Here is a 14,741-nt window from a genome sequence, read left to right as displayed (position 1 = left end):
GGGGAGGGCGGTACGCAGCGGGCCCGCGACCTCGGTCGCGAAGAGCTCCAGGCTCGAGCGGTGCTCCTGCTCGCTGAGCCCGCTGGCGTCGGCCTGGACGTGGACGACCTGGTGGCCGAAGCGGTCGTGGTAGCGCTCGACCTTCTCGCGCACCTGCTGTGGCGACCCGACCAGCGCCGAGGACCGCTCGACGAAGTCCTCCAGGGTGGGGAAGACCGGCTCGAGCCCGAGGCTCGCCTGGAAGGCGAGCTGGCCTTCGAAGACCGGCCGGTAGGCGGCGTACGCCTCCTGGCTCGTCCTGGCCACGTAGAGGCCCGCGGTCCCGGCGCCGATCGCGATGCCGGCGGGGTCGTGGCCGTAGGCGGCCCAGCGCTCGCGGTAGTGGTCGACCAGCTCGGCGTACGGCTCGATCGGGTGGGACACGTTGGCCGAGAACAGCGGGTCGCCGTAGCGCGCGGCGAGGTCGACCGACTCCTTCGAGGTGGCGCTCCCGTGCCACACCCGCACCGGCTGCTGCAGCGGACGCGGCCAGACCTCGGCCTCGACCAGCTCGGGGCGGAACCTCGGCGTGGCCGTGACCCGGTCTTGGCGCCACAGCGTCCGGAAGAGCTCGTAGGACTCGGCGTTGCGGTCCCACTGGTCCTCCGGCGTCACCTGGAACAGGTCCCGCTGGGCGGAGCCGTTGCCCTTGCCGATGATCAGCTCGAGCCGGCCGCCGGAGAGGTGGTCGAGGGTCGCGTAGTCCTCGTAGGCCCGCACCGGGTCCAGCAGTGCCAGCGTCGTCACCGCGGTGAAGAGCCGGATCCGCTCGGTGCGAGCCGCGAGGTGGGACAGCACCACGGTCGGGGAAGAGGAGATGAACGGCCGCTCGTGCCGCTCGCCGACCCCGAACCCGTCGAACCCGAGCTCCTCGGCGAGGACCGCGTCGGCGACGACCTCCTGGAACCGTTCGTACGTCGACTTCTGCTGCCCCGTCACCGGATCGGGCCGGTGGACGATGAGGGTGATCGCCAGGAACCTCATCTGGTCGGCTCCCGCAGGCCGAGGTTCTCGCGCAGCGTGGCCCCCTCGTAGGCGGTGCGGAAGACTCCGCGCTCCTGGAGCAGCGGCACCACGTGGTCGACGAAGGGCGCGAGGCCTCCGGGGGTGATGTGGGGGACCAGGATGTAGCCGTCGGCGGCGTCGGCCTGGACGTAGTCGTCGATGGTGGACGCGATCGTCTCCGCCGAGCCGATGAAGCTCTGCCGGCCGGTGACCTCGACGATCGTCTCGCGGGTGCTCAGTCCCTTCGCCCGCGAGATCTCGCGCCAGCGTTCGGCCTGCTCCAGCCGGTCGCCGTGCGAACGGGCGCTGGCACGGCCCTTGGCGATCAGGTCGTCGTTCTCGGACGGGTCGACGGTGGGCAGCGGGCCGTCGGGGTCGTGGTCGGAGAGGTCGCGGTTCCACAGCTGCTCGAGCAGCTTGATCGCGGTCGCCGGAGAGACCTGCTGCAGGCGGATCTCTCGGGCCAGTTCGACGGCCTCGGCGTCGGTGTCGGCGAGCACGTACGTGGCCGCGGGGAGGATCAGCAGGTCCTCGTGGCGACGCCCGAACCCTTCCAGGCGGCCCTTCACGTCGGCGTAGAACCGCTGGCCGTCCTCCAGGTGGCTGTGCCGCGAGAAGATCGCGTCGGCCTTGGCCGCGGCGAAGTCACGACCCTCCTCGGAGTCGCCGGCCTGGAAGATCACCGGGCGTCCCTGCGGGCTGCGCGGGACGTTGAACCGGCCGCTGATGTCGAACTGCGAGTCGCGGTGCTCGAAGGCGCCCGGTGCCGGCGTCGAGATGAACGTGCCGGACGCTTTGTCGGCGAGGATCTCGTCGCCCTTCCAGGTGTCCCACAGCCGGATCGCGGCGTCGAGGAAGGTCCTGGCCCGCTCGTAGCGCTCGCTCTGCGGCAGGTAGCCGCCGCGACGGAAGTTCTCCCCGGTGAACGCGTCCCAGGAGGTGACCACGTTCCACGCGGCCCGGCCCTCGGAGAGGTGGTCGAGGGTCGCGAACTGGCGGGCCACCTCGTAGGGCTCGTTGAAGGTCGAGTTGATCGTGCCGGTCAGGCCGAGATGGTCGGTGACCGCTGCGAGCGCGGCCAGGACCGTGAACGTGTCCGGCCGCCCGACCACGTCGAGGTCGTAGATCTTGCCCGCCTGCTCACGCAGCCGCAGCCCCTCGGCGAGGAACATGAAGTCGAACAGCCCGCGCTCGGCGATCTGCGCGAACTCCACGAACGAGTCGAACTCGATGTGGCTGCCCGAGGACGGGTCGCTCCACACGGTCGTGTTGTTGACGCCGGGGAAGTGGGCGGCGAGGTGGATCTGCTTCTTCGGCCGGTCGGTGCGGTGCGTGGTCATGCGGGCGTCCCCTCGGTGGTGGCGTAGCGGCTGGTGGGACGCGGCAGACCGAGCGCACCCCGCAGGGTCGTGGCCTCGTACGCATCGTGGAAGAGCCCGCGCCGCTGCAGCTCGGGCACGAGCCCCTGGGTGATCTGACGTAGGTCGTGGGGGAGCACGGCGGGCCGGAGCCGGAAGCCGCTCAGCCCGGCGGCGTGCCAGGTCGCGAGCAGGTCGGCGAGGGCGGCCGGGGTGCCGGTGAAGACCAGGGCGTCGGACTCGTAGGTAGCCCCGGCCGCCTCGTCGAGCCGAGCCAGTCGGTCCTGGGCGCCCTGCTCGGTCTCGTCGAGCACGACGACGAGGTCGCCGAAGACGTGGACGGTCTCGCCGGATCGTCCGGCGGCGTCCTGGGCGGTCCGGATCCGGGCGGTGATCGAGGCGATGTCGGCAGGGGTCCGTGGCGTGACGAACCCGACGTCAGCGGATCTCCCGACCAGCTCGAAGGGGCGGTCGCGGTGGGCGAGAGCGGCCACAACTGGCTGTCCCTGCGGCGGCCGCGGGGTGATCGAAGGTCCCTTCACGTCGAAGTGGAGCCCCTCGAAGTCGATGTAGTGGATCTTGTCGCGGTCGATGAACCGGCCGGTCGCGACGTCGCGGATCTCGGCGTCGTCCTCCCAGGAGTCCCACAGCCGCCGCAGCACCTCGACGTAGTCGGTCGCCTCGTCGAACGCCTCCTGGAGCAGCGCCTCGCCCGCCGGGGAGTCGAGGTCGGCGTACGAGATCTCCGGGAACTCGCGCCGCCCGAAGAGTGCCGCGTCGCGCGCCCGCGGCGCCACCTGCACACGTACGCCTGCCCTGCCACGGCTCACGTAGTCCAGCGTCGCGATCGCCTTGCTGAGGTGGAATGGTTCCGTGTGGGTGACGACCGCGGTCGGCACGATGCCGATGTGCCTCGTCAGCGGGGCGATCCGGGACACGAGCAGCACCGCGTCGAGCCGCCCACGCACTCGGTCGGTGCGGTCGTCGTCCTCGGCACCGAACGGGGCGTCGGTCTGGATCGAGAGGGAGTCCTCGATCGTGACGAAGTCCAGGAGACCGGCCTCGGCCTCCTGGACGATGTCGGCCCAGTAGCCGGGGGTCAGCAGATCCCCGGGCCGGGCGTTCGGCTCTCGCCAGGCGGCCGGGTGCCAGCCGGCGCCGTCGAGAGCCACGGCGAGTCGTAGACGAGGTGTGGGCGCGGTCATGGCCAAAAGTCTACTGACTTCATAAACTTAGTGCAGTGAATTCCGGAGGGTGGACCGGCGGACGGGCAGGCCGACGGCCACCAGCACCGCGGCGAGGAGGACCAGGACCGCGTTGACCGCGATCGCCACGTGCAGAGCCCCGAGCGAGGCGACGCCGCCCGCGGCGGTGGCGACGGTGGACATGATCGGGATGCCGAGCGCGATCGCGACCTGCTGGGTCATCATCGCCAGCCCGGTGGCCAGCCCCTGCTCGTGGTCGGGCAATCCGGAGGTGGCCGCGACCATGAACCCGACGATCGCGGCGACGTGCCCGATCGCGCCGACGAAGTTCATCAGCCCGAGGAACCAGAGCCAGCCGACCGAGGGGCCGACCAGGACGAGCACTCCGGTGGTGACCGCCTGGATGACGAGCCCGCCCGCCACGGTGTTACGTACGCCGAAGGTCTCGATGAACCGAGGACCGACCGAGCCGCCGATGATCGCGCCCAAGCCCATGGCGACGAGCATCAGGCCGGTCTGCAGGGCGTCGAGGCCGAGGACGTGCTGGAGGTACATCGTCAGCACGAAGACCAGCGACGACTCGAACGCGAAGGTCGCAAACCCGGCGATGTTGCCGAAGCCGATCGTGCGCCGGGTGAGGATCTGCAGCGGCACCAGCGGGTGCGGGTGGGTGGACTCGGCCTTCCAGAAGGCGACCAGCAGGATCACCGCGACGAGGATCGCGCCCAGGCCCCAGAGGTCGCCGATGCCGGCCTCGCCCAGCCGGGTCGCGCCGTAGACCAGCGCGAGCAGGCCGGCGGTCACCAGCACGGCGCCGGGGACGTCGAGCCGCGACCGCTCCCGGTCGGCGGAGTCGCGCAGCACGAACGGCGCAACGGCGACCACCAGCAGCGCGATCGGTACGTTGACCAGGAACGCCCAGCGCCACGAGAGCAGATCGGTGAGCACGCCGCCGAGCACCGCCCCGGCGGTGAAGCCGGTCGACATCACGACGCTGTTGAGACCCAGGGCACGCTGCCGCAGCGGCCCCTCGGGAAAGGAGACGGTGAGCAGCGAGAGCGCCGCCGGGGTGACCGCGGCGGTGGCCAGACCCTGGGCGACCCGGGCGGTCAGCAGCACCTCGGGCGAGGTCGCGACGCCGCCGAGCAGCGAGGCGGCGCCCAGCGCGATCATCCCGATCAGGAAGACGCGCCGGCGGCCGACGTAGTCGCCGATCCGGCCGAAGAGCAGGGTGAACCCGGCCGCGCACAGCGCGAACGCGGTCGCGATCCACTGCACGTGAGCCTCGGCGAAGCCGAGGCTGTCGCCGACGGTCGGCAGTGCCACGTTGAGGATCGAGAAGTCGACGGTGAGAGTGAACTGGGAGGCGAGCAGCAGCAGGAGCACCAGCAGCTGCCCGCGGGTCATGCCGGCCTCGCGTACGGGCTCGGCCTGGGTCGTCGTGGTCATGACCCCAACGCTCCGCCGGATGACGTACGCCAGCCAGACACCTGTCCTGCCACCCACCCGCCTGCCTGGCACTGACAGGGTCAGGAAGAAATCGCCGCGCGGCGGCACTATGGGAACCATGACGACCGAGCTCGGAGAGTTCCTGCGCAGCCGCCGGGCGGCGATCAGCCCCGAAGAAGCCGGACTGGTGTCCTACGGCGCTCGGCGGGTCCCGGGCCTGCGGCGCGAGGAGCTGGCGATGCTGGCCGGCGTCTCGCCGACCTATTACACCCGCCTGGAGCAGGCCGACCACCACAACGCCTCCGACGCGGTCATCGACTCGCTCGCCCGCGCACTGCGCCTGAGCGCCGAGGAGCACGACCACCTGCGCCGCCTGGCCCGTCCCGTCGGAACGGTCTCGGGCAGCCGCGACGTGGAGCCGCGGCCGGCCGCGGTGGCGATGGTGATGGACTACCCCGGTCCGGCACTCATCGTCGACCACGCCAACTATGTCCTCGCCTGGAACGACCTCGGTCACCGCCTCTACGGTCACGGGCTGGACTTCGACGCCCCGTACGCCGACCGCCCCCACCGCCCGAACCTCATCCGCCGGTTCTTCCTCGAGCCGGACGGTCCCGAGCTCTTCGTCGACCCCGAGGGCACCGGCCTGCAGATGGTCGGCTTCCTCCGCTACTCCTCGGGCCTGCATCCCGACGACCACATCCTCAGCTGCCTGGTCGGAGAGCTCGTCCAGCGCAGCGATCTGTTCGCCGAGCTCTGGGCCGAGCACCCGGTGATGGACTGTGGCTACGGGATCAAGCGGCTGCGGCACCCGGTCGCGGGGCGGATGGACCTCGCGTACGAGGCGATGGTGCTGCCCGAGACCAGCCAGCGCATCGTGCTCTACCGAGCCGAGCCCGGCTCGCCCTCCGCAGCCGCGCTGGAGCGGGTCGCTCGAGGCTAGAGGTCCTTGGCGTACGTCGCCGGGGGAGCGCCGACGACCTCCCGGAACGTACGCACCAGGTGGGCCTGGTCGCTGAAGTCCAGCTCCGCGGCGACCGCGGCCCAGTCGACCTCGCCGGAGTGGGCGCGGGCGGCTACCTCCAGCACGCGGAACCGCTGCACGACCCACTTCGGGCCGATCCCGACGTACTCGCTGAACAGGCGCTGCAGGGACCGCAGGCTGAGGCCGGCGTGGTCGGCGAGCTGCTCGGCCCGGGTGATCGAGCGGTCGTCCTCGGCGAGGGCCACCCAGCGGCGTACGTCCTCGGCCACGGGGTCGGCGGGGAGGCCGACGTCCAACAGGTAGGACTCCATCGCGGCGACCATCTCGGTGGGATCATCGATGGCGAGGATGCGCTCTGCGGCCGGTCGGTCGTCCACGCCCAGCAGGTCCTGCGCCGGGACGACCTGGTCGGCGATCGCGCTGACCCGGCTGCCGAGCACGGGGCGGAACAGGCCGGGCAGGAACGAGACGCCGAGGGTGTGGCCGCGGCCGGTGAGGTGCCGGACGAACGGCCGCCGGCCGATCCCGTGGACCAGCAGCCGGCCGTCCTCGGCGGCGATGTGGATGCGTGGCTGCGGGATGACCTGCTGGTCGTGCGGGTGGTCGAGGTCCCAGCCGACGTACCAGTGGTAGTCCACGTGCCCAGCCAGCGCCGGCGAGACCGCGAAACGCTCCGTCGTGATCGTCCGCGCCGCTGTCACCGGCCGCACGATCGCGTCCGGGTAGCCCTTGCCCTCCGCCTGGCCAGCCATGTCGCAACGATATGGCGCGTTCCTTCAATCCCGCGCCCCGGTTTCCCGAGCAGGCTGGAGCCATGAACACCTACGGCAACAAGGCAAGCACCACCATGTCCGTCGCGCGCTGGCTCGAGGCGGCCTACGTCGACATCGACGGCGAGGGCACCCGGATGGGCGACGACGTCTACATCCCGACGCGCGGCCTGACCACCTCCGAGACCGACTACACCTACGCCGGCGAGATCGAGGGCAAGGGTGTCGCCCGGATGATCGGCGCCTACGGCAACCCCGCCGGCGGCGCCGTCTTCGAGGCGTACGAGCAGTTCACCGGCTCCATCGCCGGTCAGGAGGGCTCGTGCGTGTGGCGGATCAGCGGGATGTACGCCGACAAGACCGTCCGCTCCCACCTCACCGTGATCCCCGGGCTCGGCACCGGCGGCCTCGAAGGCCTCGTCGGCGAGGCCGACATGGTCCTCTCCGAGGAGGGCGGCGGGGAGGCGTACGGCTTCGTGCTCTCCTACGACTGGAGCTGAGCGCGAGGGCGGGGGACGTGGGCGGAGGCGGACTGGCCGAGCCAGGAGGGGATGGCGCGGCGTACGTCCTCGGCGGCGGAGATGGTGACCATCTCCGCGCGCAGCGCCATCGGCCAGGCGAGGTCGCCGCGCCAGATCTCGGTGAGCGTACGCAGGCTGCTGGTGAGCCGGGCGTCGACCTCGAACCCAGGGTCGAAGTCGCAGACCTCGGCCTGGTCGCCGGTGACCACGAGCCACCAGCGGGCGACCTTCGGCTGGACGTCGGTGAGCCGGAACTCGACCACGGTGCGCTGCCGCGGCCACACGTCGATCGGGATCGTCCGGCGCATGTCCCAGAAGAGCAGGTGCGGGTCGAGGTCGGCCTCGCCCAGCGAGCCGATCCAGCGCGCGCCCCACTCGTTGAGCGCGGTCACGACGGTGGCGAGCTCCTGGCCGCTGTCGGTGAGGTGGTAGGACGTACGCTGCCCCTCGCCGCGCCGCTCGATGATGCCCGCGCGCTCCAGGGTGCGGAGCCGTTTGGAGAGCAGGGCCGGAGACATCTTCGGCACGCCTCTGCGGAGCTCGTTGAAGTGGGTGCTGCCGAGCAGCAGCTCGCGCACGACGAGCAGCGTCCACCGCTCGTCGAGCACCTCCATGGCCTTCGCCACCGGACAGAACTGGCCGTATCCCGCCACCGGACCGCCTCCTTCGCAGCCCGAGAATCCTGTCATCAGTAGACCCCTGAACAGGGCGGACGGCAACTACAGATCCTGAACTTCGATGAGTTCAGATCCGGCACTATCGGGTGATCGCGGCGCCGGGTGAGGCTGGAGCCTCCAGATCACATCTCGGGTCAACGTCTTGGAGGAAGACATGACCGCAACACCAGCCTCACCCGACCTGAAGGCCCGCCACCGCACGATGTGGGGGCTCGGGAACTACGCCCGCGTCGCCGACGAGCTCATCCCCGAGCTCGGCCAGGTGCTCGTCGAGGCCTGCGAGATCGGACCGGGCGACCGTGTGCTCGACATCGCCGCGGGCACCGGTAACGCCGCCATCCCCGCCGCTCTCGCCGGCGCGGACGTGACCGCGAGCGACCTGACGCCGGAGCTGCTCGAGATCGGGCAGTCCCGGGCGGACGCCGGCGCCGGATCGATCACCTGGCACGTCGCCGACGCCGAGGCGCTGCCGTTCGACGACGCCGCCTTCGACGTCGCCATGTCGTGCGTCGGCATCATGTTCGCGCCGTTCCACGAGAAGGCCGCCGCCGAGCTGGTCCGCGTCGTGCGGCCGGGTGGCCGGATCGGCCTGGTCAGCTGGACCCCCGAGGGCTTCATCGGCCAGATGTTCGCGACGATGAAGCCGTTCATGGCACCGCCGCCCGAGGGCGCGCAGCCGCCTCCGCGCTGGGGCGACGAGACCCACGTACGTGGCCTGCTCGGTGACGCGGTGACCGATGTCCGCGCCGAGAAGCGGACGGTCGCCATCGACTCGTTCGCGACCGGCGCGGAGTTCCGCGACTTCTTCAAGGCCTGCTACGGCCCGACGATCGTCGCCTATCGCGGCATCGCCGACGACGCGTCACGGACCGGCGAGCTCGACGCCGCGCTCGCCGAGCTGGGGGACCGCTACCTCTCCGGCGGGACGATGGACTGGGAGTACCTGCTGCTGACCGCGGTACGCAGCTAGCCCCTCGTCCGTCCAGGTCGGGCGTGCTTTCCGATCTCGATCCGGTCACATGGAACAATCCGTCGTGTGACTGAGATCGAGATCGGCCGGGCCAAGCGAGCACGACGGGCGTACGCCTTCGACGACGTGGCGATCGTGCCGTCGCGGCGCACCCGTGACACCACCGAGGTCAGCACCGACTGGCAGATCGACGCCTACCGCTTCGACATCCCGGTGATCGCCGCGCCGATGGACTCGGTGATGTCCCCGTCGACCGCGATCGCGCTGGGCAAGCTCGGTGGTCTCGGCGTGCTCAACCTCGAGGGCGTGTGGACCCGCTACGAAGACCCGCAGCCGCTGCTCGACGAGCTGGCCGAGCTGAGCGGCGTCGACGCGACCCGGCGGCTGCAGGAGATCTACGAGGCTCCGATCCAGGCCGAGCTGATCACCGAGCGGCTGCGCGAGGTGCGCGCCTCGGGCGTCACCGTCGCCGGGGCGCTGTCCCCGCAGCGGACGAAGGAGTACGCCAAGGCCGTCGTCGACGCCGGCGTCGACCTCTTCGTCATCCGCGGCACCACCGTCTCGGCCGAGCACGTCTCCTCGCAGGCCGAGCCGCTCAACCTCAAGGAGTTCATCTACGAGCTCGACGTGCCCGTCATCGTCGGCGGCTGTGCGACCTACCAGGCCGCGCTCCACCTGATGCGCACCGGCGCGGCCGGCGTGCTCGTCGGCTTCGGCGGCGGTGCGGCCCACACCACCCGGACGGTGCTGGGTGTCGCGGTGCCGATGGCCTCGGCCGTCGCGGACGTGGCTGCCGCGCGCCGTGACTACCTGGACGAGTCCGGCGGCCGCTACGTACACGTCATCGCCGACGGCGCCGTCGGCCGCTCCGGCGACATCGCCAAGGCGATCGCCTGCGGTGCCGACGCGGTCATGGTGGGTAGCCCGTTCGCGCGGGCGACGGATGCCCCCGGCAAGGGCTTCCACTGGGGCAACGAGGCCCACCACGCCGACCTCCCCCGAGGCGAGCGCGTCGCATTCCAGCCCGTCGGCACCTTCGAGGAGGTCCTCTACGGCCCCTCCCACGTCGCCGACGGCACCATGAACCTCGTCGGCGCCCTCAAGCGCGCCATGGCCACCACCGGCTACACCGACCTCAAGGAGTTCCAGCGGATCGAGGTCGTCGTCGGCTGACGACGGACCCCGGGCCGAGTCCGCAGTTCTGGCGGACCGAGTCTGCAGTTGTGGGCGACGAAACGACAGTTTCGTCGCCCACAACTGCTTTTTCGGCGGTGTCGTCGTGCGGCCGAGACGTCAGGTACGCAGGTCGAGACGTCAGGGGCGCAGGCCGAGAGGTCAGTCCCGCCGATCGAGTTGTCACGACGGTGACGGCTCGACGGACGTACCTGACGCCTCGGCCGCCCGGGGTGACGGCTCGGCCGACCTACCTGACGGCTCGCCCGCCCGGGGCGACGCCTCGGCCGACGCGGCCGACTTCTCGGCATTGCCTGGACACCACCTTCCATGTTCTCGAGCGACCCCGTAGAGTGACCGCTGTCACCACCTAAGCAAGCGCTTAGATTAGCCGAGCACACGAGGGAATGAGCATGTCGAGGTTCGAGGGACGTACGGCGATCATCACCGGGGCCAGCCGGGGCATCGGGCTGGGCATCGCCCAGCGGCTGGTGGAGGAGGGCGCGAAGGTCGTCATCACGGCGCGCAAGCCCGAGGCGCTGGCGGAGGCGGTCGAGGGGCTCGGCGGCAAGGAGGTCGCTCTCGGCATCGCCGGCAAGGCCGACGACCCGGCGCACCAGGAGGAGGTCGTCAAGGCGGCGATCGACACCTTCGGCAGCGCGGACCTGCTGGTCAACAACGCCGGCATCAACCCGAAGGCCGGCGGCCTGATCGACATGGACCGCGAGTCGGCCCGCAAGACGGTCGAGGTCAACTGCCTCTCGCCGATCGGCTGGACCCAGCAGGTCTGGCGGCAGTGGATGTCCGAGCACGGCGGCGCGGTCGTCAACATCTCCTCGGTGGCCGGCCTGGCCCCGACGCCGCTGATCGCCACGTACGGCGCGAGCAAGGCGATGCTCAGCTACATCACCCAGGAGCTCTCGGTCGAGCTCGGCCCGAAGGTGCGCGTCAATGCGATCCTCCCGGCGGTCGTGAAGACCAAGTTCGCCGAGCTCCTCTACGAGGGCCGCGAGGCCGAGGTCTCGGCGGCCTACCCGCTCAAGCGCCTCGGCGTGCCCGAAGACATCGCCGGCGTCGCCTCCTTCCTCCTCTCCGAGGACGCCGGCTGGATGACCGGCCAGCTCGTCACCGTCGACGGCGGCCTCACCCTCGCCGGCGGTCGCGTCTGATGCCCATCGCTCCCGACAGCACCGCCGTCGTCACCGGCGCCGCGGGCGGCATCGGCCGAGCCCTGGCTGCCCGGCTCGTCGCTGAGGGCGTCCGCGTGGTGGTCAACGACATCGACGACGTACGTCTCGCCCAGACCGCCGAGGAGATCGGTGCCCACCCGGTGGCCGGCGACGCGGCTTCCGTCGAAGGCGTCGCCCGCCTGGTCGAGGCGGCGAAGGACCACCTCGGCCAGATCGACACGTGGTACGGAAACGCCGGCATCGACCGCGGCATCGGCCTGGACTGCCCCGAGGAGGACTGGCAGGCGTCGCACGAGGTCAACGTGATGGCCCACGTCCGGGCGGCCAGGCTCCTGGTTCCCGACTGGATCGAGCGCAAGGCCGGCCGCTACGTCGTGACCGCGAGCGCGGCGGGACTGCTGATGATGATCGGCGCGCCGACCTACACCGTCACCAAGCACGGCGCGGTCGCGTTCGCGGAGTGGCTCTCGGCGACCTACCGCCATCACGGGATCGTCGTCCAGGCGATCTGCCCGCAGGGTGTCCAGACCGGGATGCTCGAGCGGTCCGGCGTGATGAAGGACCTGCTCAGCCGCGACTCGGCACTGACACCGGAGCAGGTCGCCGACACGGCCTGGGAGGCGACCAAGGACGACCGCTTCCTGGTCCTGCCGCACCCGGAGGTGGGCGACTACTACGCCGCGCGGGCCACGCAGACCGACAAGTGGCTCGGCGGGATGAACCGACTCTGGCAGCACGTGGAGGGACAGGTATGAAGGCGTGGCGGATCAACGAGCTCGGGGAGCCGAAGGACGTGATGAGGCTCGAGGAGGTGGCCGACCCGTCCCCCGGGGCCGGACAGCTCGTCGTGAAGGTGCTGGCAAGCCCGGCCAACTTCCCCGACGTCCTGATGGCCCGGGGCCTCTACCAGGTCAAGCCCGAGCTCCCGTTCACCGCCGGCGTCGAGCTGTGCGGCGAGGTGACCGAGCTCGGTGACGGAGTCGACGGCTTCCAGGTCGGCGACCGCGTGATCGGCGGCGCCGCCCTGCCGTACGGCGGCTTCGGCGAGCTCGCCCTGATGGACGCCGCGACCACGTTCCCGGCGCCCGAGGCGCTCACCGACGCCGAGGCGTCGAGCCTCTACATCGGCTACCAGACCGGCTGGTTCGGGCTGCACCGCCGCGCACACATCCAGCCCGGCGAGACGCTGCTCGTCCACGCCGCGGCCGGCGGGGTCGGCAGCGCCGCGATCCAGCTCGGCAAGGCGGCCGGTGCCACGGTGATCGGTGTCGTCGGCGGCCCGGAGAAGGCCGCCGTCGCCAAGCAGCTCGGTGCGGACGTCGTCATCGACCGCCACACCGAGGACTTCGTGAAGGTGGTCAAGGAGGTCACCGGCGGCAAGGGCGCCGACGTGATCTACGACCCGGTCGGCGGCGACACCTACGACCGCTCGACCAAGTGCATCGCCTTCGAGGGCCGGATCCTGATCATCGGCTTCGCCGGCGGCCGCATCCAGGAGGCCGCGCTCAACCACTCGCTGATCAAGAACTACTCGATCGTCGGACTCCACTGGGGCCTCTACAACATGCTCGCCCCAGAGCTCGTCAAGGAGTGCCACGCCGAGCTCACCCGGATGGCGGCCGAGGGATCGATCAAGCCGCTGGTCAGCGAGGAGCTGTCCCTGGACGAGGTGGCCGACGGCGTCCAGCGTCTTGCCGACGGCACCACCGTCGGACGGGTCGTGTACGTCGCATGAAGGCCGTCATCTTCGACTACGGCGGGGTGCTGACCACGCCGATCGGCGACTCGATCCGGGCCTGGCTGAAGGCCGACGGCATCAAGCCGGAGAGCTTCACGGTGGTGCTCAAGGAGTGGCTGGGCCGCTACGCCGACGCCGGCACCCCGATCCACCGCCTCGAGCTCGGCGAGCTGTCGGTCAAGGAGTTCGACAGGCTCCTGGCCGCTCGCCTGGAGACGTACGACGGCAGCCCGGTCCATCCCGAAGGCGTCCTGTCGCGGCTCTTCGCCGGGATGCGGCCCGACCCGGAGATGTTCGCGCTGGCCGAGGAGCTCCGCGACGCCGGCATCCGGCTCGCGCTGCTCTCCAACAGCTGGGGCAACTTCTACCCGCGCAAGCAGGTCGACGCGCTGTTCGAGGTGGTGGTGATCTCCGAGGAGGTCGCCATGCGCAAACCGGAGCCGCCGATCTTCGAGCGCACCCTGAGCAGGCTCGGTCTCCCGGCCGAGGAGTGCCTCTTCATCGACGACGCCGAGCCCAACGTCCTCGGCGCCCGGGCGGTCGGTCTCGACGCACTGCTCCACACAGACCCCGCGAGCACCCGCGCAGCGCTCGCCCGGATGATCCCCACCCTCGGAGGTGCCGCGTGACGACCGAATCCCTGCCCGGACTCGACCTGGACCGCCTCGGTCCGTGGTTCGCCGAGAACGTGGAAGGCGCCGGCGCCGGGCTGAGCGCCACCCACATCTCAGGGGGCAAGTCCAACCTGACGTACGCCGTCTCCGACGGCACCCACGAATGGATCGTCCGGCGCCCGCCCCTGGGGCACGTGCTCGCCACGGCCCACGACATGAAGCGTGAGCACACCGTGATCACCGCGCTGCGCGACACCGACGTGCCGGTGCCGCACACCTTCGCGTTCTGTGACGACGAGGAGGTGCTCGGGGCGCCGTTCTACGTCATGGAGAAGGTCGACGGCCGGCCCTACCGCTACGCCCGTGAGCTCGAGCCGCTCGGAGCGGAGCGCACGAAGGCGATCTCGGAGCAGCTCATCGACGTGATGGCCGCCCTGCACGCGGTCGACCCGGCGAAGGTCGGGCTGAGCGAGTTCGGCCGCCCGGAGGGGTTCCTGAGCAGGCAGGTCCGGCGCTGGAAGAAGCAGCTCGAGGCGTCGTACTCCCGTGATCTCCCCGCCGCCGACGAGCTCCACGCGCTGCTGGAGGCGCGGGTCGGTGCGGCCGAGGCGGCCTCGACCGGTCCCGGGATCGTGCACGGCGACTACCGCCTCGACAACGTCCTCACCGCCGCCGACGACCAGATCAAGGCCGTCGTCGACTGGGAGATGGCCACGCTCGGCGACCCGGTCACCGACCTGGCGATCCTGCTCACCTACCAGCGGATGGCCTCGGTCTCCGGCGACGGCACCGTGACCGACGTCAGCAACGCCCCCGGGTGGCTCTCCGAGGACGAGATCATCGCCCGCTACGACGCGGCGAGCCCGCGCGACCTCAGCGAGTTCGGCTTCTACCTCGGGCTGGCCGCCTACAAGCTCGCCGCGATCCTCGAAGGGATCCACTACCGCTACCTCAAGGGCCAGACCGTCGGGCCCGGTTTCGACAACATCGGGGACGGGATCCACCCGCTCCTGGACATGGGCATCACCGCGATGAAGGGACAGTAAG

15 protein-coding genes are annotated in these 14,741 nt (G+C 70.8%); 9 read left to right on the top strand and 6 right to left on the bottom strand.

The window, feature by feature from the left end; translation table 11 throughout:
- The 4 genes from G5C66_RS22710 to G5C66_RS22695 form a co-directional block, all read right to left on the bottom strand.
- The coding region (locus G5C66_RS22710; protein WP_165113397.1) for an LLM class flavin-dependent oxidoreductase at nucleotides 1–1,023 on the bottom strand (1,023 nt) is incomplete at its 3' end.
- Nucleotides 1,020–2,384 carry an NtaA/DmoA family FMN-dependent monooxygenase gene (locus G5C66_RS22705; RefSeq protein ID WP_165113395.1) on the bottom strand — a complete coding sequence of 455 codons (1,365 nt, stop codon included), beginning with the start codon at nucleotides 2,382–2,384 and terminating at the stop codon, nucleotides 1,020–1,022. The genes G5C66_RS22710 and G5C66_RS22705, both read right to left, overlap by 4 nt.
- A complete protein-coding gene (locus tag G5C66_RS22700) occupies nucleotides 2,381–3,607 on the bottom strand; it encodes an LLM class flavin-dependent oxidoreductase (RefSeq protein ID WP_165113393.1) in 1,227 nt (408 codons plus the stop codon). The genes G5C66_RS22705 and G5C66_RS22700 overlap by 4 nt, the downstream gene beginning before the upstream one ends.
- Before the next feature lie 27 nt (nucleotides 3,608–3,634).
- Complete coding sequence (locus G5C66_RS22695) at nucleotides 3,635–5,056, bottom strand: MFS transporter (protein ID WP_165113391.1); 1,422 nt, start codon at nucleotides 5,054–5,056, stop codon at nucleotides 3,635–3,637.
- Nucleotides 5,057–5,174: 118 nt separating this feature from the next.
- On the opposite strand from G5C66_RS22695, the gene G5C66_RS22690 reads away from it, so the two are divergent.
- The gene (locus tag G5C66_RS22690; RefSeq protein ID WP_165113389.1) at nucleotides 5,175–5,999 is read left to right on the top strand and encodes a helix-turn-helix transcriptional regulator; all 825 of its coding nucleotides are present in this window, start codon (nucleotides 5,175–5,177) and stop codon (nucleotides 5,997–5,999) included.
- Here the strand turns inward: G5C66_RS22690 and G5C66_RS22685 are convergent.
- Complete coding sequence (locus G5C66_RS22685) at nucleotides 5,996–6,793, bottom strand: helix-turn-helix domain-containing protein (RefSeq protein WP_165113387.1); 798 nt, start codon at nucleotides 6,791–6,793, stop codon at nucleotides 5,996–5,998. The two genes, G5C66_RS22690 and G5C66_RS22685, sit on opposite strands and share 4 nt — an antisense overlap.
- 62 nt (nucleotides 6,794–6,855) lie before the next feature.
- On the opposite strand from G5C66_RS22685, the gene G5C66_RS22680 reads away from it, so the two are divergent.
- Nucleotides 6,856–7,311, top strand: coding sequence for a DUF3224 domain-containing protein (locus tag G5C66_RS22680; protein WP_165113385.1), 456 nt, complete (start codon nucleotides 6,856–6,858; stop codon nucleotides 7,309–7,311).
- Here the strand turns inward: G5C66_RS22680 and G5C66_RS22675 are convergent.
- On the bottom strand, nucleotides 7,296–8,021 hold the full coding sequence (locus G5C66_RS22675; protein ID WP_206444455.1) for a winged helix-turn-helix transcriptional regulator: 726 nt from the start codon (nucleotides 8,019–8,021) through the stop codon (nucleotides 7,296–7,298). The two genes, G5C66_RS22680 and G5C66_RS22675, sit on opposite strands and share 16 nt — an antisense overlap.
- Nucleotides 8,022–8,163: 142 nt before the next feature.
- Here G5C66_RS22675 and G5C66_RS22670 point away from each other — a divergent pair, with 142 nt between their 5' ends.
- The 7 genes from G5C66_RS22670 (at nucleotide 8,164) to G5C66_RS22640 (ending at nucleotide 14,740) form a co-directional block, all read left to right on the top strand.
- Nucleotides 8,164–8,979: a class I SAM-dependent methyltransferase gene (locus G5C66_RS22670; RefSeq protein ID WP_165113383.1), complete on the top strand. Its 816-nt coding sequence runs from the start codon at nucleotides 8,164–8,166 to the stop codon at nucleotides 8,977–8,979.
- Nucleotides 8,980–9,045: 66 nt separating this feature from the next.
- Nucleotides 9,046–10,152 (top strand): GuaB3 family IMP dehydrogenase-related protein, encoded by a 1,107-nt coding sequence (locus G5C66_RS22665; protein ID WP_165113381.1) that lies wholly within the window; start codon nucleotides 9,046–9,048, stop codon nucleotides 10,150–10,152.
- Nucleotides 10,153–10,565: 413 nt separating this feature from the next.
- Entirely contained in the window at nucleotides 10,566–11,321 is a 756-nt protein-coding gene (locus tag G5C66_RS22660; protein ID WP_165113379.1) for an SDR family oxidoreductase, read from the top strand.
- Entirely contained in the window at nucleotides 11,321–12,097 is a 777-nt protein-coding gene (locus G5C66_RS22655; protein WP_165113377.1) for an SDR family oxidoreductase, read from the top strand. Before G5C66_RS22660 ends, G5C66_RS22655 begins: the two co-directional genes overlap by 1 nt.
- Nucleotides 12,094–13,077, top strand: coding sequence for an NADPH:quinone oxidoreductase family protein (locus G5C66_RS22650; RefSeq protein ID WP_165113376.1), 984 nt, complete (start codon nucleotides 12,094–12,096; stop codon nucleotides 13,075–13,077). The genes G5C66_RS22655 and G5C66_RS22650 overlap by 4 nt, the downstream gene beginning before the upstream one ends.
- On the top strand, nucleotides 13,074–13,709 hold the full coding sequence (locus G5C66_RS22645; protein WP_165113374.1) for an HAD family hydrolase: 636 nt from the start codon (nucleotides 13,074–13,076) through the stop codon (nucleotides 13,707–13,709). The genes G5C66_RS22650 and G5C66_RS22645 overlap by 4 nt, the downstream gene beginning before the upstream one ends.
- Nucleotides 13,706–14,740 (top strand): phosphotransferase, encoded by a 1,035-nt coding sequence (locus G5C66_RS22640; protein WP_165113372.1) that lies wholly within the window; start codon nucleotides 13,706–13,708, stop codon nucleotides 14,738–14,740. Before G5C66_RS22645 ends, G5C66_RS22640 begins: the two co-directional genes overlap by 4 nt.
- Nucleotide 14,741: the final 1 nt, after the last annotated feature.

This window comes from Nocardioides turkmenicus (genome assembly GCF_011045035.1).
In the GTDB taxonomy this organism is placed as follows: Bacteria; Actinomycetota; Actinomycetes; order Propionibacteriales; family Nocardioidaceae; genus Nocardioides; species Nocardioides turkmenicus.
Note: the sequence above shows the minus strand (reverse complement) of the source record. Positions and strands in the feature narration are given on the sequence as shown.